The following is a 23,802-nucleotide window of genomic DNA, read 5'->3' as shown; positions in this document are numbered from 1 at the left end:
TCAGCCCTGGAGGATCGAGGAGACGAGCAGCTGGGTGTAGGCGGCCTGCGGATCGTCGAGCACCCGATCCGTCAGACCCGACTCGATCACGGCGCCGTCCTTCATCACCAGGGTGCGGTGCGAGATGAGACGCGCGACGGCGAGGTCGTGGGTGACGATGATGACCGAGAGCCCGAGGTCGGCGACCAGGGATCGGATCAGGTCGAGCAGGCGGGCCTGCACCGAGACGTCGAGGCCGGAGGTCGGCTCGTCCATGAAGACGAGGCGGGGCCCGAAGACGAGGTTGCGGGCGATCTGCAGGCGCTGACGCATGCCGCCGGAGAAGGTGGCGGGCGCGTCGTCGATGCGGTCGAGCGGGATCTCCACGCGGGCCAGCCATTCCTCGGCCTGTCGGCGGATGTCGCCGAAGTGGCGCGCGCCGTTGGCCATCAGCGGCTCGCCGATGTTGCCCCCGGCCGACACGTGCATCCGCAGCCCGTCGACCGCGTGCTGGTGCACGAAGCCCCACTCGGTGCGCCACAGGCGGCGCACGTCGCGCTCCGACAGCGCGGTCAGGTCGACGAGATCCTCCCCCTGGCGGTAGCGGATCTCGCCCTCGTCGACCGACAGCCGCTGCGAGAGCAGGCCCAGCAGCGTCGACTTGCCCGACCCCGATTCGCCGACGATGGCCAGCACCTCGCCGGGCCACAGGTCGAAGTCGACGCCGCGGCAGCCGAAGGTGGCCCCGTATGCGTGACCGGCGTTCGCGACGCTCAGCAGGGGAAGCGATCCGCTCATGCCCGGACCTCCTTGTTCTCGGCGGGCCGCACGGGGCCCCGTTCGGCCACCCGGCGCTCGCAGTGATCGGTGTCGGAGCACGCGTACATAACGGTTCCCCGGTCGTCCATCACGATCTCGTCGAGGTAGACGCCCTCGGCGCCGCAGACCTCGCACGGGGTCTCGAACCGCTGCGGCTCGAAGGGGAAGTCCTCGAACCCGAGGCTCTCGACGTCGGTGTAGGCCGGCACGGCGTAGATGCGCTTCTCCCGGCCAGCCCCGAAGAGGTGCATGGCGGGGCTCTGATGCAGCTTCGGGTTGTCGAAGCTCGGGATCGGAGAGGGCGCCATCACGTACCGGCCGCCGACGAGCACGGGATAGTCGTAGGTCTTGGCGATGTGGCCGTAGCGCGAGATGTCCTCGTAGAGCTTGACGTACATCAGGCCGTACTCCTCGAGGGCGTGCAGGCGACGCGTCTCGGTCTCGCGCGGCTCGAGGAACCTCAGCGGCTCGGGGATCGGCACCTGGTAGACCATGATCTGCCCCTCCACCAGCGGCGTCTCGGGGATGCGGTGGCGGGTCTGGATCACCGTGGCGAGATCCGTGCGGGTCGTCGGGCGGCTGCCCGCGACCTTCTCGAAGAACTGGCGGATCGACACCGCGTTGGTCGTGTCGTCCGCGCCTTGGTCGATGACCTTCAGCGTGTCGGACTGCCCGATGACCGCGGCCGTGACCTGCACGCCGCCGGTCCCCCAGCCGCGCGGCATGGGCACCTCGCGCGAGGCGAACGGCACCTGGAACCCGGGGACGGCGATGGCCTTCAGCAGCGCGCGGCGGATGACCCGCTTGGTCTGCTCGTCGAGGTACCCCTCGTTGTAGACGATGCGGGGCTCAGGCATAACGATCCTCCTTCTCGGTGGCGCGGGCCGCCTGCGTCGCGGCGACGCGCTCCTGGAACTCGCGGTGCAGCTGCCGGATGAGCACCAGCTCGCCCTGGAAGTCGACGTAGTGCGGAAGCTTCAGGTGCTCGACGAAGCCGGTGGCCTGGACGTTGTCGGCGTGGCTGATGACGAACTCCTCGTCCTGCGCGGGCGAGACTCGGCGCTCCGAGAACTCGTCGGCACGCAGGGCGCGGTCCACGAGCGACATCGACATCGCCTTGCGCTCGGCGCGGCCGAACACCAGCCCGTATCCGCGGGTGAACTGCGGCGCGCGGTCGGCGCTGCCCACGAACTGGTTCACCATCTGGCATTCGGTGACCTCGATCCGCCCGATCGGGATGGTGATCCCGAGCTCCGGCGCATCGAACTCGACCTCGACCTCGCCGACGCGCACCTCGCCGACGAACGGGTGGTTGTTGCCGAACCCGCGCTGCGTCGAGTAGCCGAGGGCGAGCAGGAACCCCTCGTCGCCGCGCCCCAGGGCCTGGAGGCGCTCGGCGCGGGTCATCGGGTACACGGTGGGCTCGCGGGTGAGGTCGGCCGGATCCGGATCGCTCCAGTCCTCTGGCCGATCCGGTTCGATGAGCGCGTCGACGCCCAGCAGGTCGGTGACGCGCGGCATCGCCGAGCCCCCCGCCGCCGCCGGGGGCGCGTCGCCGGCGTCGGACACCGGGACCTCCGGGGTGGTGAGCTCGTCGGCGAGCAGGCGGTGGGTGTAGTCGAACGTGGCGCCGAGCTGCTGTCCGCCCGGGATGTCCTTGAAGGTCGCCGAGACCCGGCGCTCGGACGGCAGACCGGCCGTGTCGACGGCCGGGGTCACCCCGAACCGCGGCAGCGTGGTGCGGTACGAGCGCATCAGCGTGACCGCCTCGAGCACGTCGCCCTGAGACTGCAGCAGCGCCTTGGCCGCGAGATCAGGATCGTAGAGCGACCCCTCCGCCATCACGCGCGCGATGAGCACACCCATCTGGTCGCGGAGCTGCTCGTAGCCGATCCGCTCGGTCTCCGCATCTCCCCGACCGCGCTTCGCCAGCAGGGCGTGGGCGTTCGCGATGGCCTTCTCGCCACCCTTGACTGCGACGTACATCAGTTCACGCTCCGGTTCTCGGTGCCGTCGAGGCGGGTGCTGCGCGGCAGACCGCGGACGGTGTCGCCGTGCGGGTCGCTCGATGCGAGGATCAGGTCCACGCCGCGCGGGAAGAGCGCGTGGTTCTGCGCCCAGGGCGCGAGGAACCGACCCGGCAGCCCCGCGCCGTCCCACAGGGCCTCGCCGTCGACGCCGGGACCGGTGACGGTGAAGGATCCGGTCCCCCGCGCGCCGGTTGTGTCGATCACGACGGTCGCCGACCGGTGCGGCTCCTCGTCGGTGCCGGCCGCGAGGTCGGCGAGGGGCGGCGCGGCCGACGGCGAGCAGGCCACGACGAACTGCGCGTCACGCGCCTCGTCGACGATGCGGGCGCCGGTGTGGAAACGCAGCCACGACACGACGTCGGCCGAGGCCCGCAGGGCCTTGTCGAGCCAGATCGGGGTCTGGTCGTCGCAGAGGGCGAGGAGGATCGCGCCCGCGGCGGCGCCGAGCGGCGCCGGCGGCACGACCACGCGCGGGAGGGCCTGGAGCAGGGTCGGGCGGCCGAGCGCCTCGAGCACCGCGCGGAACACACGCTGCGCGTCGTGGACGGGCTGGGAGAATCCCGGCTGCTGTCCGCCGCCGCTCAGCACGTCGCCGGCGAGGGCGTCGGCGGCGGTGAGCTCGCGGTTCGGCGTCGCGGCGGTCATTCGTCGTCCTCCTCGTCGGGCCCGCTGTTCTCGCGGGCGACGGTGAAGAAGTCGACGACGGTGCTGCGCGCCTGCGCCTGTGCGAGGGCATCGCGCTCTGCCTGCGCGGCCTCCAGCGGCTCGATGACGTCGGCGAGCACCCGATCGCGCGCCTCGCCGGCCAACAGGGCCTCGAAGATCGCGGCGATGCCCGCGTGCTCCGGGTGGCTGCCCAGCACGTACGCCGTGCCGGTGGTCTCGCCGCCCTCCGCGCGCACCACGACGGTGGCGCGGGAGACCGTCGCCTCGCCCACGTTGAAGCGGTCGCCGGTGCCGCCGACGCGCCCCTGCACCATAACGAGCCCGGCCTCCGGCCCCCGCAGGTACCGCGCCTCGGGCCGATCCGGCCATGCCTTCCAGAGCCGCTCCAGGTCGGCCTGCGGCGCGTTCGCCAGGACCCGCGCCGTGCGGCGACGCTCCTGGGCTGCGTCGTGCGTCAACATCTGCCACTCACCTCTGTTTCCGAGAAGTTGTCTATCTCTCTAGACAACCCAGACGCTACGCTCGAGATGTGAAGCGGCAGGTGGGCGATGCGGAACGCGCCGGCCACGATCCCGTGAACTCCGGATGAACAGGGCAGGGGCATCATGACCGACACCGCGGCCGGCCGTCAGGCGACGGGCTACTCGGCATGGCGGCTCATCGCCGAGGAGCTGCGCGCCGACATCGGCGAGGGGCGCCTGCGCGAGGGCGACAAGCTCCCCACGGAGGCCGCGCTCGCCGAGCGCTTCGCCGTGAACCGCCACACCGCGCGCCAGGCGATCGCCGCCCTCGCGGGCGACGGACTCGTCGAATCACGCCGCGGATCGGGCACCTTCGTCACCGGCGGCGCGGTCCACCGGCACCGGATCGGCATGCGCACCCGGCTGACGACGAGCCTCGGCGACCGCAGCTCGCCCACGGGGCGCGTGCTCGAGAGCGCCACGGAGGCGGCTCCCCCGGCGGTCGCCGACCGGCTCGGGATCGCCGACGGCCGCGGCGTGCGCGTCGAGACGCTGCGCGCGGTCGACGGCCAGCCGCTCGCCCTCGGCACGCACTGGTTCGACGCCGCGCGCCTGCCCGACATCGCCTCCCGCCTGCACCGGACCTCGTCGATCACGGCCGCGCTGCGCGCCAGCGGCGTCGACGACTACATCCGCGTCTCGACCGCGGTCGCGGCGCGCCACGCCACGGCGGCCGAGGCGGCGCTGCTGCAGCTCGACCCCGGCGCCATCGTGCTGGTGACCGAGTCGCTCGACGCGCTCGTCGACGGCACTCCCCTGCAGTTCAGCGTCGCCCGCTTCGCCGCCCAGCGCGTCCGGCTGGACATCGAGCACACCGCGCCGAACGGCCGTTGACCGAGCGCACGGCCGAGATCAGACGCGACGGCAGGAGTCGAACCTGCAGCAGCACCGGGTATGAGCCGTGCCCCGGGACCACCCGGACCGCCGCGATGCCCCCACGCTACGTGCGGCCTCCGACACCGCGGCCCCGTGTGACGAGGCGTGACGTCACGCGTCGTCACACGCGACGGGCGACGCCGCGACACGCCCGGGTTTCCGGATGCCCGTGACCCGCTGATACCGTGGACGACATGGAGATCGAGGTCGACAGGAACTAAGCCGGCACCCGGAGTCATCGGGTGCGTGCTCTTTTCACTTCGCCCCGAAAGGTCTCCCTGACATGGCTCTGTCCCCCTCCTCTGCCGTCACCCTGCTCGATGTCTCCTTCGAGTGGCCGGACGGATCCGTCGCCCTCGACTCGCTGAGCGGCACGTTCCCCGCCGGGCGCGCCGGCCTCGTCGGCCGCAACGGCGTCGGCAAATCGACGCTGCTGAAGCTCATCGCCGGCCTGCACACGCCCACGACCGGACGCATCGACACCGCCGGCGACGTCGGCTACCTGCCGCAGACGCTCACCCTCGACCGAGAGACGACGGTCGCCGACCTGCTCGGCATCGCCCCGATCCTCACCGGCCTGCGCGCGATCGAATCCGGTGACGTCGACGTGGTGCACTTCGACGCCGTCGGCGACGACTGGGACATCGAGTCCCGCGCCGACCTCGCGCTGTCCGAGATCGGGTTCGGCGCGCGGGATCTGGATCGCCGGGTCGGCGAGCTGTCCGGCGGCGAGGCGATGCTCATCGCCATCACCGGTCTGCGCCTGCGCCGCACGCCGATCACCCTGCTCGACGAGCCGACCAACAACCTCGACCGCCCGACACGGCAGCGCCTGGCGGGGCTCATCGAGGACTGGCCGGGGACGCTGATCATCGTCAGCCACGACCTCGAGCTGCTCGACCGCATGGAGCACACGGCCGAGCTGCGCTCGTCCGGCCTCGGCCAGGCCGCACGCGACCGCGGCGCGCGGCTCGAGGTGTTCGGCGGCGGCTACAGCGCGTTCCGGGCGCACATCGACCAGGAGCAGAACGCCGCCGCGCAGGCGGCCCGCACCGCGCAGGCGCAGCTGAAGGTCGAGAAGCGCGAGCGCATCGAGGCCGAGGCGAAGCTCGCCGCCCGGGCCCGTGCGGGGAAGAAGTCGGCCGAGAACATGCCGAAGATCCTCGCCAACGGCCGCAAGAACCGCGCCGAGGGGACGGCGGGCAAGATGCGCGGCACCCTCGACGACCGCGTGACCGAGGCCCAGGCCGCGGTCGACGCGGCCGATGCCCGCATCCGCGAGGAGGAGCACATCCACCTGACGCTCCCCGACCCCGATGTGCCCCGCGGGCGCCGGATCGCCGAGCTGACCGACGGATCGCGGATCATCACGATCCAGGGGCCGGAGCGCGTCGCCCTCGTCGGCCCGAACGGCGCCGGGAAGACGACCCTGCTCGAGCAGCTCGTCTCCGGCGCCGATCCCGAGCCGGGCCGGGTCGGCGGACGCCTGCTGACCGAGCGCGTGGGCTACCTGCGTCAGCGGCTCGACGACCTCGACGACGCCCGGTCGGCCGTGGACAACGCCCGCGACGCCGCACCGGCCAGCGCCCCGGGCGAGCTGCGCAACCAGCTCGCCCGGCTGCTGCTGCGCGGCAGCGCGCTCGACCGCCCGGTCGGCACGCTGTCCGGCGGCGAGCGGTTCCGCGTGGCCCTCGCGAAGCTGCTGTTCGCCGATCCGCCCGCGCAGCTGCTGATCCTCGACGAGCCGACGAACAACCTCGACATCACAAGCGTCGAGCAGCTCGCCGAGGCCCTCGAGTCCTACCGAGGCGCGCTGCTGATCGTGAGCCACGACCACACGTTCCTGCGCCGGCTCGGGATCGACGTCGTCATCGGCGTCGAGCCGGGAGGCACGCTGGCCCAGCACGCCGAGCTCGGCGACTGATCGCCCCGTGACGGGAGGGGATCCCGCGAACTCAGGACGAGGATCCGCGATCCGACCCTGACAACCCGGGATCCCCTCGCGAACCGCGCGCGATCCGGATCCGGAATGCCCGCACGGGCGCGCCGGTTCCCCTCACCATGCAGATCGATCTGAGCGGCAGGACGGCACTGGTCACGGGCTCGACGCAGGGCATCGGGCGGGCGATCGCGGCGACCCTCGCGGACGCGGGGGCGCGCGTGGCCATCAACGGGCGCACGGCGGACAAGGTCGAGGCGACGATCGCCGACCTCGCGGCACCGGGTCGCGAGCTGATCGCGGCCCCCGGCGACGTCACGCAGCCCGGCGGCGCCGACGCGGTGCTCTCCGCGACGGGCGACGTCGACATCCTCATCAACAACCTCGGGATCTTCGGCGCCGAGGCGCCGCTCGAGATCGACGACGACGAGTGGCGCCGCTACTTCGAGGTGAATGTGCTCGCGGCGGTGCGCCTGATCCGCGCGACCCTGCCCGGCATGAAGGCGCGCGGGTGGGGGCGGATCCAGAACATCGCCAGCGACTCGGCGATCGTGATCCCCGCCGAGATGATCCACTACGGCATGTCGAAGACCGCCCTGCTGGCCGTCTCGCGCGGCTTCGCGAAGGACGCCGCGGGCACCGGGGTGACGGTCAACTCGGTCATCGCGGGCCCCACGCACACCGGCGGCGTCGAGACCTTCGTCTACGAGCTCGTCGACGAGAGCCTGCCGTGGCAGGAGGCGCAGCGCGAGTTCATGCGCACCCACCGCCCGCAGTCGCTGCTGCAGCGCCTGATCGAGCCGCAGGAGATCGCGAACATGGTCGCGTACCTCGCCTCGCCCCTGGCCTCGGCGACCACCGGCGCCGCCGTGCGCGTCGACGGGGGCTACGTGGACGCGATCCTGCCCTGATCCTCCCCCGGACGACGAACGGGCCGCTCCCCGAGGAGAGCGGCCCGTTCGCTGTCAGGCGACGCGGATCAGCGCGCGGCGCCGGCGCGACGCTTGTTGTAGATGTCGAACGCGACGGCGATCAGGAGCACGAGGCCCTTGACGATCGGCTGCAGCGACTGCGGGACACCCATGAGCGACATGCCGTTCGACATCACGGCCATCACGAGACCACCGACGAGGGCGCCGGTCACGCGGCCGATGCCGCCGGTGGTCGAGGCGCCGCCGATGAAGCAGGCCGCGATCACGTCGAGCTCGAAGCTGTTGCCCATGTTCGGCTGCGCGCCGTTGGAGCGACCCGAGAACACCGCCGCGGCGATGCCGGTCAGCAGGCCCATGTGCACGAACAGCCAGAAGTTCACGCGGGCGACGTTCACACCCGACAGCTGCGCGGCGGCGAGGTTGCCGCCCACGGCGTAGACGTGACGGCCGAACACCGTGCGGTTGGTGACCAGCTGGTACACCAGCACGAGCACACCGAGCACGATGAGGACGTACGGGAAGCCGCGGTTGTAGGCCAGGGCCCACGCGAACGCCATGACGACCACGGCGACCACAACGAGCTTCAGGATGAACAGGACGTTCGATTCGACCTTCTGGTTGTAGCCCACGCGAGCGCGGCGGCTGCGCACCTGCGACAGGATGAACGCGCCGACGGCGAGCACGCCGATCACCAGCGTGAACACGTCGACCGTGACCGGGACGGCCTTGAGGCCCTCGCCCTGGCTGACGACGATCTCGCCGAACAGGCCCCGCGAGAAGTCGGTGGCGATCGTCTTGTAGTCGGCGGGGAACGGCGACAGCGACACGTTCTGCAGCACCACGAGCGTCAGGCCGCGGAACAGCAGCATGCCCGCGAGCGTCACGATGAACGCCGGGATGCCGACGTAGGCGACCCAGAAGCCGTGCCATGCGCCGATGAGCACGCCGACGAGCACCGCCGCGAGAAGGCCGACCCACCAGGGCATCCCCTGCCTGATCACGAGCACGGCCGACACCGCCGAGGCGAATGCGAGCACGGATCCCACCGACAGGTCGATGTGGCCGGCGACGATGATCATGATCATGCCGAGCGCCATGATCAGGATGTGCGCGTTCTGCAGGACGAGGTTCGTGACGATCTCGGGGTTCAGCAGCAGTCCGTCGGTCAGCACCGTGAACAGCACCACGATCGCGACGAACGCGATGTAGATCCCGGACGTGCGGAGGTTGCGCGTGAACAGGTCTTTGGTCTCAGCCAGCACGTTACTCACGCCGCGGCCTCCTTCTGGTTCTTCTCGATGGTCATGAGGCTCATCAGGTTCTCCTGCGTCGCCTCCGCGACGGGCAGCTGACCGGTGATCCGTCCGTAAGCGAGGGTGTAGATCCGGTCGCACATGCCGAGCAGCTCGGGCAGCTCGCTGGAGACGACGATGATCGCCTTCCCCTGGGCGGCGAGCTGGTTGATGATCTCGTAGATCTCGTACTTGGCACCGACGTCGATGCCGCGGGTGGGCTCATCGAGGATGAGCACCTCCGGGTCGGAGTACAGCCACTTCGACAGCACGACCTTCTGCTGGTTGCCGCCGGAGAGGTTGCCGACCGTCTGCATGACGGTCGGGGTCTTGATGTTCATCGCCCCGCGGTAGTCCTCGGAGACCTTGATCTCCTCGTTGCCGTTGACGAACGAGGCCCAGTTGGTGAGCTTGTCGAGAGCGGCGGCGGTGATGTTCGTCCGGATGTCGGAGATGAGGTTCAGCCCGTAGTGCTTGCGGTCCTCGGACACGTACGCGATGCCGTTGCGGATCGCCTCCTGCACCGTGCGGGTGCGGATCTTCTTGCCGTGCAGGTAGACGTGGCCCGAGATGTCGCGGCCGTACGACTGGCCGAACAGGCTCATCATGAACTCGGTGCGGCCGGCGCCCATAAGACCGGCGATGCCCACGATCTCCCCCGCCTTGACCGAGATGGACGCGTCGTCCACGACCATGCGGTCTGCCTGCGTGGGGTGGCGAACGCTCCAGTTCTCGACGCGGAAGATCTCCTCGCCGATCTGCCGCGTTCGCTCGGGGAAACGGTGGTCGAGCGAGCGCCCCACCATTCCCCGGATGATCCGGTCCTGTGTGGCATCCGGTCCGTGCATGTCGATCGTCTCGATCGACTCGCCGTCGCGGATGATCGTCGTCGAGTCGGCGACCGCCTCGATCTCGCCGAGCTTGTGGCTGATGATGATGCAGGTGATCCCCTGATCGCGCAGCTCGCGCAGCAGCCCGAGCAGGTGCTCGGAGTCGGTGTCGTTCAGGGCGGCGGTGGGCTCGTCGAGGATGAGCAGCTTGACGTCCTTCGTCATCGCCTTCGCGATCTCGATCAGCTGCTGCTTGCCGACGCCGAGCTCGCCGACGGGGGTCGTCGGGTTCTCGTTCAGGCCCACGCGCGCCATGTAGTCGGCCGCCTCGTGGTTCGCCTGGTTCCAGTCGATCAGTCCCCCGCGCACGCGCTCGTTGCCGAGGAAGATGTTCTCGGCCACCGACAGGTGAGGCACCAGGGCGAGCTCCTGGTGGATGATCACGATGCCGCGGTGCTCCGAGTCGCGGATCGTCAAGAAGGACACCTTCTCGCCGTCGAACAGGATGTCTCCGCCGTAGCTGCCGTGCGGGTACACGCCCGACAGCACCTTCATGAGCGTCGACTTGCCGGCGCCGTTCTCGCCGCAGATCGCGTGGATCTCGCCGCGCGCGACGCTCAGGTTCACGCCCTTGAGCACCTTGACGCCGGGGAAATCCTTGGTGATGCCACGCATCTCGAGGATCGCGTCAGTCATCGTCCGTCCCTTCGAGTGGGTTCGGCGGCGGGGTCCGCCGGGCGCGACGAGGTCGCGGCCCGGCGGACACCGCCGGAGAGGATCGTGCGGATTACTCCGCGACGCCTGCGGCGACCTCTTCGGCCGTCCAGTACTCCGAGTCGATGAGCAGCGACTGGATGTTGTCGGCCACCACGATGTCCGACTCGAGCGGGTACGAGGGAACGACCTTGACGCCGTTGTCGTACGTCTCGGTGTCGTTCGCCTCGGGATCGCCGCCCTCGGCGTAGGCCTCGGCCGCCTTGACGGCCTCAGTGGCGAGCTTGCGCGTGTCCTTGAAGATCGTCGCGAACTGCACGCCGTCGTTGATCAGCTTCACCGAGGCGATCTCGGCGTCCTGGCCCGAGACGATGGGCAGACCGGCCTCGATGTTCTCGCCGTAGCCCGCGTTCTGCAGGGCCGTGATGATGCCGCGCGAGATGCCGTCGTAGGGGGCGAGCACGCCGTGAAGCGGCTTCGAGCCGCCGCCGTACGTCGAGGTGAGCAGGTCCTCCATGCGCTTCTGGGCGGTCGCGCCGTCCCAGCGGAGCGTGGCGACCTGGTCCATCGAGGTCTGACCCGAGCCGACCGTGAGGCGGCCGTCCTCGAGGAAGGGCTTCAGGGTGTCCATCGCGCCGTTGAAGAAGAAGGCCGTGTTGTTGTCGTCGGGCGAACCGGCGAACAGCTCGATGATCTTCTTGTCCTTGAGGCCCGTGTCCTTGCCCTCGGCGTCCATGTAGCCGAGGGCCTGGAGCAGCGAGGTGGCCTGCTGCACGCCGACCTCGTAGTTGTCGAAGGTGACGTAGAAGTCGACGTTCTCGGTGCCGTTGATCAGGCGGTCGTAGGCGATGACCGGGATGCCCTTGGCGGCCGCGGCCTCGAGCTGGCTGGCCAGCGCGGTGCCGTCGATCGACGCGATGATCAGGATGTCGGCACCCTTGGTGACCATCTGCTCGATCTGCTGCTGCTGCGTGGGGATGTCGTCGTTCGCGTACTGCAGGTCGACGCCGTAGCCGGCCTCCTCGAGCTGCGACTTGACGGCCTGGCCGTCGTTGATCCAGCGCTCCGACGTCTCGGTCGGCATGGCGACGCCGACCGTGAGGTCGTCCGCGGCCTCTCCGCTGCCGCCGTCGCCCGCGGGGGCGGTGGAGCCGCTGGCGCAGCCCGCCAGGCCGACGGCGAGGGCGATCGCGCCCGTGGTGGTGATGAACTTCAGACCGAGACGGGTCCGTGCGGTTCGCTTCATTGCTGTGCCTCTCCTCTTCGAGATCCGGGTCAGGGCACACGGGGTGGTTATATGTTAGCGCTCACATACGGAATGTGCACGTTCACACGAGGCACGATACATCCCGGCTCCCCGCGCGGAGGCAAGGAGCCGGGATGTCGACGGCGGATTTCAGTCCTGAGAGGCACCCTCCTCGGGGGCGAGACGCAGGATCGACCACGACACGGGCGGCAGCGTGACCGACAGCCGCTCCCCCTCGAGCCCCGCCGATTCGTTCGGCTGCGGCAGCACGGTGTCGGCGTCATCCGCGGTGGCCGCCCAGGTGTGATCCGGGTGCGAGAGGGTCAGCGCCTCCACGAACCGCATGCCGCCGAGGCCGCGAAGCCCGACCTCGAGGGCGACCTCGTCGCTCGTCGAGCGGTTCACGACGAGCACAACGACCTCGCCCCTCTCGGCGTCGTGCGTGGCCACCGCGTCGACCACGCCCGCCTCGCCGTACTTCGCGGTGTCGTAGGTCGGCGTCTCGAGGGCCACCCGCAGCACGCTTCCCTTCGCGTGGCGCGCGGTGAGGGCGAACGGGTGGAAGATCGTCTGGCGCCAGGTGCGACCGCCCGGCTCCGTCATGATCGGCGCGATGACGTTGACGAGCTGCGCCTGCGAGGCCGCGTGCACCCGGTCGGTGTGACGCAGCAGCGAGATCAGCAGGTTGCCCACGACGACCGCGTCGGCGACGTTGTACTTGTCCTCGAGCAGGACGGGCGCGACGGGCCAGTCGTCGCCCTCCGGCGTCTTCGACTCGGCGCGCTTCTGGTACCAGACGTTCCACTCGTCGAACGAGATGGCGATCCGCTTGTCGTGCTTGCCCGCCGCGCGCACGGCGTCGGCGGTCGCGACCACCGACTCGATGAAGTGGTCCATGTTCACGGCCGAGGCGAGGAAGGATCCGAGATCGCCGTCCTCCTCGTAGTAGTAGACGTGGGCCGAGACGAAGTCGACGTGCTCGTAGGCCTCCGTGAGCACCGTGTGCTCCCAGGAGCCGAAGGTCGGCATCACCGATGACGACGAGCCGCAGGCGACCAGCTCGAGGTCGGGGTCGACCATCCGCATCGCCCGTGCGGTCTCGGCCGCGAGGCGGCCGTACTCCTCGGCGGTCTTGTGGCCGATCTGCCACGGCCCGTCCATCTCGTTGCCGAGGCACCACATCCGGATGCCGTGCGGCTGCTCCGTGCCGTTCGCTCGGCGCAGGTTCGCGAAGTGCGTGTCGGACGTTCCGTTGCAGTACTCGAGCAGATCGAGCGCATCCTGCACGCCGCGGGTGCCGAGGTTGACCGCCATCATCGGCTCGACGCCCGCCGAGCGGCACCACCGCACGAACTCGTCGACGCCGACCCAGTTGGGCTCGGTCGAGTGCCACGCGAGGTCGAGCCGGCGCGGCCGCTGGTCGACGGGGCCGATGCCGTCCTCCCAGCGGTACCCCGAGACGAAGTTGCCGCCGGGATAGCGCACGGTCGTGACACCGAGCTCACGGGTGAGCTCGAGCACGTCGCCGCGGAAGCCGTCGGCGTCGGCCGTGGAGTGACCGGGCTCGTGGATGCCCGTGTAGACGCAGCGCCCCAGGTGCTCGACGAACGAGCCGAAGGTGCGCGGCCGGACGGGGCCGACGGTGAAGGCGGGATCGACCGTGACGGAAGCGGTCAGCATGAAGGTTCCTTTCGACGTGCGGGAAGAGATCGGGGGCGCCGCCGTCGGCGACGCCCCCGACAGAGAGAGCGGCGGATCAGCCCAGTTCGTTCTCGAGGTCGGTCTGCGCCTGCTCGAGGACCTCCTGCGCCGGCACGCCGTTCTCGAACGCCTCGTTGAGGGTCACGGTGCGGAACAGGTTGTCGACCGAGGGCCAGTTCGGCGACGAGAACGACTCCCAGTGTCCGATCCCGTCCTTGACCTCGTTGAGGACGTCGAACAGGTTGGTCTGGAAGTACTTGTTGAACTTGTTGTCGGGGTTGTGGGTGACGGCCTCGTCCTCCCACACCGACATGTTCACCGGGTCGAAGCCGAGCTCCTCCCAGACGGCCACGTTGGCCTCGGGCGAGAGCTTCGCGAACGCCAGCCAGTCGGCGGCGATGTCGGCGACCGGCGAGGAGCCGATCACTGCCGTGCCCGTGCCGCCGCCGCCGATCGTCTGCACGGCCGCGTTCTCGGGGACCGGCGCCGGGGCGATCGCGATCTTGCCGGCGAGGTCGGGCATGTAGTCGACGAACCGCGAGGTGTACCAGGCCGGATAGACCACGGCCGCGTAGTCGCCGCTGTTGATGGCTCCGTAGGCCTGCTCGTCGTCCGGGCTGCCGCCGGGGATCGTCGAGATGGCGCCGGCGTCCTTCATCTCCTGGAGCATCGAGATGGTCTCGACCGCCTCGGGGCTGTCGACCTGCGGAGTGTCGCCGTCCATCCACTCGCCGCCGAGCTGCGCGGTGATGAGCGGCTCGACGAACGTCACCGCGGTCTCGGCGATGCCGAAGGCCTTGCCGGTGGCCTCGTTGTAGGTCTGGCCCGCCGCGCTGAAGTCGTCCCACGTCTCGATCGTCGTGTAGTCGATTCCGGCGCCCTCGAGCAGCTCGGTGTTGTAGAACGCGACGAACGCCCCGACGTGCGTGGGGAACGCGTAGATCGAGCCGTCCTTGGAGTACAGGTCGAGGCGGGCCTGGACGATGTCCTCGACATAGGGCTCGGCGACCTCGGTGAGGTCGCCGAGCGGCGGGTTCTCGCCGCGCACGAAGTTCGCGAACTTGTTCACCTCGATGTCGACGACGTCGGGAAGACCCTCGCCCGCGTTCAGCGCGAGCTGCAGGTTGTTGTGCATCTCCTCGTACGGGTAGACCGTGATCTTGAGGTCGATGGCGCGGTCGGGGTTCTCGGCGTTCCAGGCCTCGGCCATCGCCTCGTAGTAGGCCGCGTGGACGTCGGCGAACACCCACATGTCGACGACGGTCGAGCCGTCCTCGTTCACTTCGGGTGCGGCCGCTTCGCCGCCGCTGCATCCCGCCAACGCGCCGGTCGCGAGCGCGAGCACCGCGGCCATCGGGATGATCCTTCGTCGGTTCATCATGATCTCCTTCGATCGTGCTGTGTGTGAGAGGAAACGAACGTGTCAGCCCTTGACCGCGCCGGCGGTCATGCCCTCGATGAAGTAGCGCTGGAATGCGAGGAAGAGCAGGAGGATCGGCACGAGCGAGAAGAACGCTCCGACGATCAGCAGGTCGTAGTTGTTGCCGTGCGGCGTCAGCAGGGTGTTCAGTCCGATAGGCAGGACGAACTTGTCCGAGCTGCGAAGCACCAGCAGCGGCCACAGGAAGTTGTTCCAGCACATCATCCCGTTCAGGATCGCCATCGCCGCGATGGCCGGCTTCGCGATGGGGAGCACGAGGCGGAAGAAGATCCCGAACTCCGTGACGCCGTCGACGCGACCCGCTTCGACGATCTCGTAGGGCACCCCGAGGAAGTACTGGCGGAAGAAGAAGATCGTCATCGCGTGCGCCAGGAACGGCAGGAAGATCACGACGAAGGTGTCGGCCAGCTCGAAGTCGTTGACCTGCATGTACAGCGGCAGCATCAGCATCTCGAACGGCACGGTCATCACGATCAGGACGGCGATGAACACGATCCGCTTGCCGCGGAACTCGTACATCGCGATCCCGTACGAGACGAACGAGCTGACGAGCAGCGTCAGCACCACCTGCACGGCGGTCAGCCACAGGCTGTTCCAGAACCAGCGGAAGTAGTCGCCCGACTCGGTGAAGAGGATCCGATAGCTGTCGAGGTCGAACGAGAGGAAGTCGATCGCGAAGCTCACGCCGCTCCGGATGAGCGATCCGCCGTCCTGGAACGTGCCCAGAAAGATCGCGATGATCGGGATGAGGGCGATGACGGCGATCAGGATCAGGAACGCCGCCTGGATCGCGCTCGCCCAGCGAAGGGCCGGCGGCAGCGCCCGCTTCTCGTCGATGACCGTGATGTTCGCGCGCGTCTCGGTCATCGCGCCGTCTCCTTCCGGAACGTGCCCACCATCGTGAGCTGCGTGATGTTGATGATCAGGACGACGAGGAGGAGCACGACTCCGACCGCGGAGGCGAAGCCCATGTCGTTCTGCTGGATGCCCTGGCGGTAGAGGTATCCGATGATCGTGAGGCCCTGATTGTTCGGCGATTGGTTGCCGCCGTAGAGCATGAAGCTCTCGGTGAACATCGCCAGGCCGCCGTAGATGCTGATCGTGATGACGTACACGATCGTGGGCTTGAGGTTCGGCACGGTGATGTGGAAGAACTGCTGGATGCGTCCCGCGCCGTCGATCGCCGCGGCCTCGTAGTACTCGCGCGGGATCGCCTGCATCCCGGCGAGGAAGTACATCGTGTTGACGCCCGTCCAGCGCCAGACCGCGAGCACAAGGAGCACGATGAGGCCCGGGACGTCCTCGCGCAGCCACCGCACGGGGCCGAAGCCGAAGAAGTCGAGGATCTGGTTGATCATCGCCGAGTCGCTCTCGGAGAACATGAGCCGGAAGACGAGACCCGCGACGACGAGCGACGTGAGCGCCGGCACGAACAGCGACGCCTTGAAGAAGTTCTTGACGCGCTCGCTGCCGATCTTCGAGTTGAGGATCGCCGCGAGCACCAGGGGGATCGGGATGAGCAGGACGAGCGTCAGCACCATGTAGCGGAAGCTGTTGCCGACCGCCTGCCAGAACACGCGGTCGCCGACCATCCGCTCGTAGTTCTTCAGCCCGATGAAGTTCGCCTGGCCGTAGAGGAGCTCCTGGAAGCTCATCATGAACGACCGGGCGATCGGCACGGCCCAGAAGACAAGCAGGGTGATGACGAACGGCAGCACGAACAGATACGGTGCGGCCTTCTTCGAGTACAGCAGTCGCTTCATCGCGCCTTCCTCGGTGCGGGGGTGACGACGATGTCACCGCGTCCTTTTTACATCGATGTAAACCGGCGCGCAAGAGGAAGTCGCAAGAGGATTTCCCCGCGGGTTCGGAAACCGGCGATCCCCCACGCGAGGGCGGGCGCGATCAGCGCGCGGTCGACCCCCGCGGCACGACCTCGAAGTCGGCCACGACGAGCCGCGGCGGGCGCGTCTCCCCCGCGATCCTCTCGATCAGCAGGTCGACGGCGACGCGGGCGGTCTGCTCACGGCCGGGCGCGATCGAGCTCAGGGTCGGCGCCGAATAGCGCCCCTCCTCGATGTCGTCGAAGCCGACGACGGCGACGTCGTGCGGAACGGAGATACCGCGCTCGTGGAGCTCGTGGAGCGCACCGAGGGCGAGCGCGTCGTTCATCGCGAACACGCCGTCGACGGGCGCTCCCGAGTCGAGCACGCGCGCCATCGCGGCTGCGCCCGTGGATCTGCGCCAGCGTCCTGCCTCGCCCACGAGCCGCGGATCGTGCAGCTGTCCGGCATCCGCGAGGCCGGCGAGGTAGCCCTCGAAGCGCAGAGCGGCCGAACCCATCCGCTCGCCCTCGTGCGCGCCGAGCACGGCGATGTGCCGGCAGCCGCGCTCGACCAGGTGCAGCGTGGCAGCCCTCGCCGCCTCGCGGTTGTTCATCGTCACGTGGTCCACCGGGGCACCGAACACCCGCTCGCCGAGCATGACGAGGGGGTAGTCGAGGTCGTCGAAGGGCGACAGATCGGCGGGGTCCATCGTCATCGGCGAGAACAGCAGCCCGTCGGTCAGCTGACGCCGGGCGCTGCGCAGTGCGTCGAGCTCGTGCTCGCCGGCAGGGCCGGTGTGCTCGATCAGGAGCACGAGGTCACGCGCCTCGGCCGCCCGCATGAAGGTGTCGGCGAGTTCCGCGAAGTACGGGTTCCGCAACTCCGGGATGGCGAGGCCGATCATCCCCGTGCGGCCTCGGCGGAGGTTGCGCCCGGCGACGTTCACGCGATAGCCGAGCTCGGCGATCGCGGTCTCCACGCGTCCGCGCGTCTCGGGCCGGATGTGCACGAACCCGTTCACGACGTTCGAGACGGTCTTCACCGAGACCCCGGCACGATCCGCGACATCGCGCATCGTCACCGACATGCGTCCTCGCCTTCGTGCGCGCCGCGGGCGCGGCGCTCCAGCGCATTCTATTCACACGCCGCGAGCACGGCGGCGCGGCCCCGCCTCATCGGGGCCGCGCCGCCGGCGCCGCTCAGAGCCCCTGGGCGAGGCGGTGGTACGCCGCGTTCCAGCGCACCTGGTCGGCGAAGCCGCGGCGCGTGGTGGACTCGTCGATCACGAGCAGCTCGCAGCGCGCGATGTCGGCGAACACCTCGAACGCCTCGACGCCCGCCGCGGTGGACAGCACCGTGTGGTGCGCGCCGCCCGCGGTCAGCCACGCCTCGGCCGACACCTCGAACGACGGGCGCGGCTGCCACACCGCGCGCGCGACCGGCAGGTGCGGCAGCGGCGCGGGCGGGGCGACGACGTCGACGACGTTGGCCGTGAGACGGAAGCGGTCGCGCATGTCGGCGAGCGAGACGACGACGGCGCCCTCGGTGGCGTCGGCGTCGAACACCATGCGCACCGGGTCCTCCTTGCCGCCGATGCCGAGCGGGTGGATCTCGACCTTCGGCTTCGAGGTCGTCAGCGACGGGCAGATCTCGAGCATGTGCGCGCCGAGGATCAGCTCGGCCCCGGGCGTGAGGTCGTAGGTGTAGTCCTCCATGAGCGACGCGCCGCCGGGCAGCCCCTCGCCCATGACCTTCGCCGCCCGCACGAGCACGGCGGTCTTCCAGTCGCCCTCGGCGCCGAAGCCGTAGCCCTTGGACATCAGGCGCTGCACGGCGATACCCGGCAGCTGACGGAGGTCGCCGAGGTCCTCGAAGTTGGTCGTGAACGCCTTGGCGCCGACCTCGCCGAGGAACGTCTCGAGCGCGATCTCCTGGCTCGCGGCGTAGCGGAGCGACTCGTGGCGCTCTCCCCCGCGTCGCAGTTCGGGAACGACGTCGTAGAGGTCCTCGTACTCGGCGACGAGCGCGTCGATGTCCTCCTCGGCGACCGCTGCGACCGCTGCCACCAGGTCGTTCACGCCGTAGGTGTTGACCGAGACGCCGAAGCGCAGCTCGGCTTCGGTCTTGTCGCCCTCCGTGACCGCGACGTTGCGCATGTTGTCGCCGAAGCGCACGAGCTTCAGCTCGTGCGTGGCGGCCCAGCCCGCGGCCCCGCGGATCCAGGTGCCCACGCGGCGCTGGACGGCGGGGTTCGAGACGTGGCCGACGACCGTGGTGCGCGCGACGCCCAGGCGCGTGGCGAGGTAGGCGTACTCGCGGTCGCCGTGCGCGGCCTGATTGAGGTTCATGAAGTCGAAGTCGATGCTGTCCCACGGAAGCTCGACGTTCGCCTGCGTGTGAAGGTGCAGCAGCGGCTTGCGCAGCGCGTCAAGGCCGGCGATCCACATCTTCGCGGGGCTGAAGGTGTGCATCCACGTGATCACGCCGAGGACGCGGCCGTCGGCGTTCGCGTCGAGCATCGCGCGGCGGATCGACGCGGAGTCCTTCAGCACAGGCTTCCACACGATCGTCGCCGGCACGTCGGCCGACGCGTCCAGCGCGCGGGCGACCTCCTGCGACTGCTCGGCGACCTGGCGCAGTGTGTCCTCGCCGTAGAGATCCTGGCTGCCGGTGAAGAACCAGATCTCGCGGTCCGCGTAGGGCTTGCTCATTCGTGTTCCTTTCGGGGCCGGCGTCAGCGCTGGCCGTAGACGTTCTGGTAGCGGTCGTAGAGGGAGTCGATCGCCTGCTGCGGGATGGGCAGCGGGTCGCCCAGCTGGCGCGAGATGTGCACCGTGCGGGCGACCTCCTCGAGCAGGACGGCGGCCTTGACGGCCGACTTCGCGTCGCGGCCGATCGTGAAGGGCCCGTGGTTCTGCATCAGGACCGCCGAGCTGCGGTGGTCCTTCAGCGTCTCGACGATGCCCCGGCCGATCGAGTCGTCCCCGATGATCGCGAACGGGCCGACGGGGATCGGACCGCCGAACTCGTCGCCCATCATGGTGAGCACGCAGGGGATCTCCTCCCCGCGCGCCGCCCACGCCGTGGCGTAGGTCGAGTGCGTGTGCACCACTCCCCCGACCTCGGGCATGTGGCGGTAGACGTACGCGTGGGCGGCGGTGTCGGACGACGGGTTGCGCGTTCCCTCGACCAGGTTGCCGTCGAGGTCGCACACGACGATCGCCGCGGCGTCGAGGTCGTCGTACGAGACGCCCGAGGGCTTGATGACGAGCAGATCGGGATGCCCGTCGACGCCGGGCACGCGCTCGGACACGTTGCCCGCGGTCCAGACCACGAGCTCCCAGCGCGGCAGCTCGGCGTGCAGGGCGGCGACGCGCTCGCGCGCCTGCTCGACGGCGGCCCGCATCTCGGCGGGGATGGCGGCGGGCTCGGTCACTTCGACTCCCTTCGGTCGCTCAGTGCGACGCATCAGTTCTCCTTCAGAGCAGGGTCGGGTCGGGCGGTCCGGATCAGCGGACGGCGTCGATGGCGGCGCGCTCGGCAGCGAGCCCGGCGCTCCATCGCTCGAGGTAGCGGGCGTGGTCGGCGATCTCGGCCGGAGTCGGCTCCGCGGTCGTGGTCTCGGCGCCGGCGAAGACCTCGGCGTCGAGCCAGGCGGCGAGGTCGCGCTCGTCTCCCTCGGCCACCGCGCGGCGGTACGCGGCGAGCACTGCCATGCCCCAGGCTCCGCCCTCGCCGGCGGTGTCTCCCACGACGACCGGAGCGCCGAGGGCGGCGGCGAGCAGTCGCTGCGCGACGCCCGCGGTGCGGAAGAGGCCGCCGTGCGCGAACATCGCGTCGATCGCCACGTCCTCCTCGGCCAGCGTGCGCATCCCCAGCGCGAGGGTGGCGAACACCGCTCGCAGCTGCGCGCGCATGAAGCCGCCCAGGGTGAGGCGCGAGCCCGGCGTGCGGACGAACAGCGGCCGGCCCTCCGGCAGCTCGGCGATCGGCTCGCCCGACAGGTGGTTGTACGCGAGCAGGCCGTCGTCGACGCCCTCCTCGAGCGCGCCGGCGAGGAGGGCGGCGAACACATCGTCGCTCGATGCGGACGATCCGATCGCGGCCGCGAACTCGCCGAACAGGTCGGCCCACGAGCCGAGCTCGCTCGCGCCGTTGTTGCAGTGGACCATGGCGACCGGATCGCCCGCGGGTGTTGTCACGATGTCGATGTCGGCGTGGGCGCGCGAGAGCGCCTTCTCGAGCACGACCATCGCGAAGATGCTGGTGCCGGCGCTGACGTTGCCGGTGCGCGGAGTGACGGCGTTCGTCGCCACCATGCCGGTTCCGGCGTCGCCCTCGGGCGGGCAGAACTCCGCTCCCGGCTGCAGCGTGCCGGTCGGGTCGAGCAGCGCGGCGCCCGCGGCGGTCAGACGACCGGCGTCCGCTCCGGCCGGCAGCACGGCGGGGAGCACGTCGGACAGCCGGATGCGCTCGGCCCCCGCGGCCGCGATCCGCTCGTCCGCGATCCGCAGGAGCGCCTCGTCGTAGCCGCCCGTCGCGGGATCGATCGGGAACATCCCGGAGGCGTCTCCCACCCCGAGCACCCGGCGCCCGGTGAGCTGCTCGTGGACGTAGCCGGCCAGGGTCGTGACGTGCGCGATCCGCGCGACGTGGGCCTCGCGATCCAGGACCGCCTGGTGCAGGTGCGCGACCGACCACCGCAGCGGGATGTTGACGCCGAGCGCCTCGGACAGCTCGCCCGCCGCCCGCGCGGTGTTGACGTTGCGCCAGGTGCGGAACGGCACGAGCAGCTCGCCGGCGTCGTCGAACGCGAGGTAGCCGTGCATCATCGCCGACACGCCGATCGAGCCGACCGTCGCGGGCCGCACGCCGTGGCGCTCCTCCGCATCGGAGACGAGCTCGGCGAACGCCGAGCGCAGGCCGTCGTGCACCGCGTCGAGCGAGTACGTCCACAAGCCGTCGACGAGCTCGTTCTCCCAGGCATGGGATCCGGCGGCGACGGTCGTGTCGTCGAGGGCGATCAGGCACGCCTTGATGCGGGTCGAGCCGAGCTCGATGCCGAGCGCCGTGCGCCCCGCCCGGATGTCGTCGGCGATCGCCGTGTCCGTCTCCGCATGCGTCATCGCAGTGCTCCGTTCCCTGGGCAGCGCCGCCCGCTCCTCGATCGTCCTCGCGGCAGGTCCGCCGCGGATCGAGTATATGTTAGCGCTCACATATCTGCTGTGGGCAAGTCGCATCGGCCCCGCAGGTTCAGGCGCGCGGTGCGCCGGTGCTGTCGCGGACGACGAGCTCGGGGGCGATCAGGGCGACGAGCCCGCCGGCGTCCTGCGAGGGGTCCTCCGACCAGTGGTCGAGCAGCGCATGGATCGCGGCCTCCCCCACGGCGGCGAACGGCTGACGCACCGTTGTGAGGGCCGGCACGAGGAACCCGCTGCCGTCGATGTCGTCGAAGCCCACCAGCGAGACGTCCTCGGGCACGCGGACGCCGCGCTCCCAGAACGCCCGGAGCAGACCCATGGCGAGGTAGTCGTTCGCGGCGAAGACCGCGGTGGGGCCGCCCGCCGTGCGCAGGTCGGCGGCGAGTCGCATGCCCGCGTCGTATCCGCGCTTCGCCGACCATCCCCCGGCGGCGACGAGCTGCGGCTCGAGGCCCCGCTCTGCGAGCAGCCGCCGGTGCCCTTCGGCGCGCTGTGCCGCGTCGTACCACCCGTCGGGACCGGCGACGTGGACGATGCGCTCGTGGCCGAGACCCAGCAGGTGCTCGGTCGCGAGCATCGCGCCGCCGACCTGATCCACCGCCACATATCGGATGGGCGACTCCTCGGGGATGTCGGGCCGGGCCGCCACCACGACGACCGGCACCGCGGGGGCCACGTCGTCCATGAGGTGGGCCACCTCGTCGAGCGGCGCGACGACGACGACGCCGTCGACACCCTGGCTCATCAGCTGCTCGAACACGGGACGCGCCGATCCCGCCCCGGAGAGCGATCCGACCGAGATGTAGTAGCCCTCGGCCCGCGCGGCGGCCTCGATCGCCAGCACCGTGCTCGTCGGCCCGTAGTGCGTCGTACCGGCCGTCAGCACACCGATCGTCGCGGTGCGCGCCGTGACGAGGGCCCTCGCGGCCTGATTGCGCCGGTAGCCGAGCGCGTCGATGGCGGCCTGCACCCGGTCGCGCGTGTCGGGGCGGACGTAGGCGTGCCCGTTCAGCACCCGCGACACCGTCTGGTGCGAGACGCCCGCGCGCTCGGCGACATCCGCCATCGACGGCGGGCGGGTACCTCGCATGGCGCTCCTCGCGGATCGGGGCGGGGCCGGAGACCGGCCACCGGACGTCATCGCGCGGGCACGCGACGCTGCGGACCCAGCGTACCGGCGGCGGGCGCGACCGCCGGGCGGCTCACTGCGGGTACGGCGTCTCGCCGCGCGCGAGCATGGCCACGAGCTTCTCGATGCGGTTCGCGCGGCTCGTCGCGCTCGGCGCGGTGTGCACCCGGTGGAGCACCGCGTACCGGTTCTGGGCGTTCAGCCCCGCGAACCGCTCGGCGACCGCCGGGGCCGCGGCCAACGCGGCGGCGAGGTCATCCGGCACCTGCGCGAACGCCTGCGGCCCATACGCGCGATCCCAGCGCCCGTCGGCCTTGGCCCTGTCGATCTCGGCCTGCCCGCGCGGCCTCATCCGACCTTCGGAGATCAGCCGCTCGACGATGCCGACGTTCCGCTCGGACCAGATGGAGGTCTTCCGCCGCGGCGTGAAGTGCTGACGGAACACCGCCTGGTCGATGCTCTGCCGACGCCCGTCGATCCATCCGCTACAGAGCGCCTCGTCGAGCGCCTGGGCGTAGGTGAGCGACGTGGGAGATGTCGTCCCCTTCTTGGCGAGCATCAGCCAGATGCCGTCGGAGTCGCCCTCGTGCAGGTCGAGCCACGCGCGCCAGGCCGCGGCGTCCTCGACGACAAGCTGCTCCGGCTCTGCGCTCACACGCA

Annotated in this window: 21 protein-coding genes and 1 tRNA gene; 3 read left to right on the top strand and 19 right to left on the bottom strand. The window is 70.2% G+C overall.

What is annotated here, in order from left to right:
* The 5 genes from phnK to phnG are packed head-to-tail and all read right to left on the bottom strand — an operon-like array spanning position 1 to position 3,955.
* On the bottom strand, positions 1-777 hold the full coding sequence (gene phnK / locus ABD161_RS08830; RefSeq protein WP_344001633.1) for a phosphonate C-P lyase system protein PhnK: 777 nt from the start codon (positions 775-777) through the stop codon (positions 1-3).
* On the bottom strand, positions 774-1,655 hold the full coding sequence (locus ABD161_RS08825; protein ID WP_344001631.1) for an alpha-D-ribose 1-methylphosphonate 5-phosphate C-P-lyase PhnJ: 882 nt from the start codon (positions 1,653-1,655) through the stop codon (positions 774-776). Before ABD161_RS08825 ends, phnK begins: the two co-directional genes overlap by 4 nt.
* Complete coding sequence (locus tag ABD161_RS08820; RefSeq protein WP_344001630.1) at positions 1,648-2,784, bottom strand: carbon-phosphorus lyase complex subunit; 1,137 nt, start codon at positions 2,782-2,784, stop codon at positions 1,648-1,650. The genes ABD161_RS08825 and ABD161_RS08820 overlap by 8 nt, the downstream gene beginning before the upstream one ends.
* Positions 2,784-3,473 carry a phosphonate C-P lyase system protein PhnH gene (gene phnH, locus ABD161_RS08815; RefSeq protein WP_344001628.1) on the bottom strand — a complete coding sequence of 230 codons (690 nt, stop codon included), beginning with the start codon at positions 3,471-3,473 and terminating at the stop codon, positions 2,784-2,786. Before phnH ends, ABD161_RS08820 begins: the two co-directional genes overlap by 1 nt.
* Entirely contained in the window at positions 3,470-3,955 is a 486-nt protein-coding gene (phnG, locus tag ABD161_RS08810) for a phosphonate C-P lyase system protein PhnG (RefSeq protein WP_344001626.1), read from the bottom strand. The genes phnH and phnG overlap by 4 nt, the downstream gene beginning before the upstream one ends.
* Positions 3,956-4,099: 144 nt before the next feature.
* Here phnG and phnF point away from each other — a divergent pair, with 144 nt between their 5' ends.
* Positions 4,100-4,849: a phosphonate metabolism transcriptional regulator PhnF gene (phnF, locus tag ABD161_RS08805; RefSeq protein ID WP_344001623.1), complete on the top strand. Its 750-nt coding sequence runs from the start codon at positions 4,100-4,102 to the stop codon at positions 4,847-4,849.
* 22 nt (positions 4,850-4,871) lie between these two features.
* On the opposite strand, the gene ABD161_RS08800 is transcribed toward phnF, so the two are convergent.
* Positions 4,872-4,944 (bottom strand) — tRNA-Met (locus tag ABD161_RS08800).
* Positions 4,945-5,174: 230 nt separating this feature from the next.
* Here ABD161_RS08800 and ABD161_RS08795 point away from each other — a divergent pair.
* Entirely contained in the window at positions 5,175-6,815 is a 1,641-nt protein-coding gene (locus ABD161_RS08795; RefSeq protein ID WP_344001621.1) for an ABC-F family ATP-binding cassette domain-containing protein, read from the top strand.
* Between the two features lie 137 nt (positions 6,816-6,952).
* Positions 6,953-7,741 carry an SDR family NAD(P)-dependent oxidoreductase gene (locus ABD161_RS08790; protein ID WP_344001620.1) on the top strand — a complete coding sequence of 263 codons (789 nt, stop codon included), beginning with the start codon at positions 6,953-6,955 and terminating at the stop codon, positions 7,739-7,741.
* Positions 7,742-7,809: 68 nt separating this feature from the next.
* On the opposite strand, the gene mmsB is transcribed toward ABD161_RS08790, so the two are convergent.
* From mmsB to ABD161_RS08725, 13 genes are all read right to left on the bottom strand, one after another.
* Complete coding sequence (mmsB, locus tag ABD161_RS08785; protein ID WP_344001619.1) at positions 7,810-9,033, bottom strand: multiple monosaccharide ABC transporter permease; 1,224 nt, start codon at positions 9,031-9,033, stop codon at positions 7,810-7,812.
* A complete protein-coding gene (gene mmsA / locus ABD161_RS08780; protein WP_344001617.1) occupies positions 9,030-10,580 on the bottom strand; it encodes a multiple monosaccharide ABC transporter ATP-binding protein in 1,551 nt (516 codons plus the stop codon). Before mmsA ends, mmsB begins: the two co-directional genes overlap by 4 nt.
* Positions 10,581-10,671: 91 nt before the next feature.
* Complete coding sequence (chvE, locus tag ABD161_RS08775) at positions 10,672-11,844, bottom strand: multiple monosaccharide ABC transporter substrate-binding protein (RefSeq protein ID WP_344001615.1); 1,173 nt, start codon at positions 11,842-11,844, stop codon at positions 10,672-10,674.
* A gap of 150 nt (positions 11,845-11,994) precedes the next feature.
* A complete protein-coding gene (gene arfA, locus ABD161_RS08770) occupies positions 11,995-13,524 on the bottom strand; it encodes an arabinosylfuranosidase ArfA (protein ID WP_344001613.1) in 1,530 nt (509 codons plus the stop codon).
* A 76-nt stretch (positions 13,525-13,600) separates the two neighbouring features.
* A complete protein-coding gene (locus tag ABD161_RS08765; RefSeq protein WP_344001611.1) occupies positions 13,601-14,923 on the bottom strand; it encodes an ABC transporter substrate-binding protein in 1,323 nt (440 codons plus the stop codon).
* A gap of 45 nt (positions 14,924-14,968) precedes the next feature.
* Complete coding sequence (locus ABD161_RS08760) at positions 14,969-15,853, bottom strand: carbohydrate ABC transporter permease (protein ID WP_344001609.1); 885 nt, start codon at positions 15,851-15,853, stop codon at positions 14,969-14,971.
* Positions 15,850-16,749, bottom strand: a complete 900-nt coding sequence (locus ABD161_RS08755) for a carbohydrate ABC transporter permease (RefSeq protein WP_344001607.1) — start codon at positions 16,747-16,749, stop codon at positions 15,850-15,852. The genes ABD161_RS08760 and ABD161_RS08755 overlap by 4 nt, the downstream gene beginning before the upstream one ends.
* Before the next feature lie 142 nt (positions 16,750-16,891).
* Entirely contained in the window at positions 16,892-17,899 is a 1,008-nt protein-coding gene (locus ABD161_RS08750; RefSeq protein WP_344001605.1) for a LacI family DNA-binding transcriptional regulator, read from the bottom strand.
* Positions 17,900-18,011: 112 nt separating this feature from the next.
* Positions 18,012-19,523, bottom strand: a complete 1,512-nt coding sequence (gene araA, locus ABD161_RS08745) for an L-arabinose isomerase (protein WP_135112741.1) — start codon at positions 19,521-19,523, stop codon at positions 18,012-18,014.
* A gap of 23 nt (positions 19,524-19,546) precedes the next feature.
* Positions 19,547-20,218: an L-ribulose-5-phosphate 4-epimerase gene (locus ABD161_RS08740; RefSeq protein ID WP_228066555.1), complete on the bottom strand. Its 672-nt coding sequence runs from the start codon at positions 20,216-20,218 to the stop codon at positions 19,547-19,549.
* A 103-nt stretch (positions 20,219-20,321) separates the two neighbouring features.
* On the bottom strand, positions 20,322-21,938 hold the full coding sequence (locus ABD161_RS08735) for a xylulokinase (protein WP_344001602.1): 1,617 nt from the start codon (positions 21,936-21,938) through the stop codon (positions 20,322-20,324).
* A gap of 127 nt (positions 21,939-22,065) precedes the next feature.
* Positions 22,066-23,103, bottom strand: coding sequence for a LacI family DNA-binding transcriptional regulator (locus ABD161_RS08730; RefSeq protein WP_344001600.1), 1,038 nt, complete (start codon positions 23,101-23,103; stop codon positions 22,066-22,068).
* 112 nt (positions 23,104-23,215) lie between these two features.
* Entirely contained in the window at positions 23,216-23,797 is a 582-nt protein-coding gene (locus tag ABD161_RS08725) for a YdeI/OmpD-associated family protein (protein ID WP_344001598.1), read from the bottom strand.
* Between the last annotated feature and the right edge of the window lie 5 nt (positions 23,798-23,802).

Source organism: Microbacterium paludicola (genome assembly GCF_039529675.1).
Lineage (GTDB): Bacteria > Actinomycetota > Actinomycetes > Actinomycetales > Microbacteriaceae > Microbacterium > Microbacterium paludicola.
The sequence above is the reverse complement of the archived record's forward strand: the minus strand, read 5'-3'. Positions and strand labels throughout refer to the sequence as shown.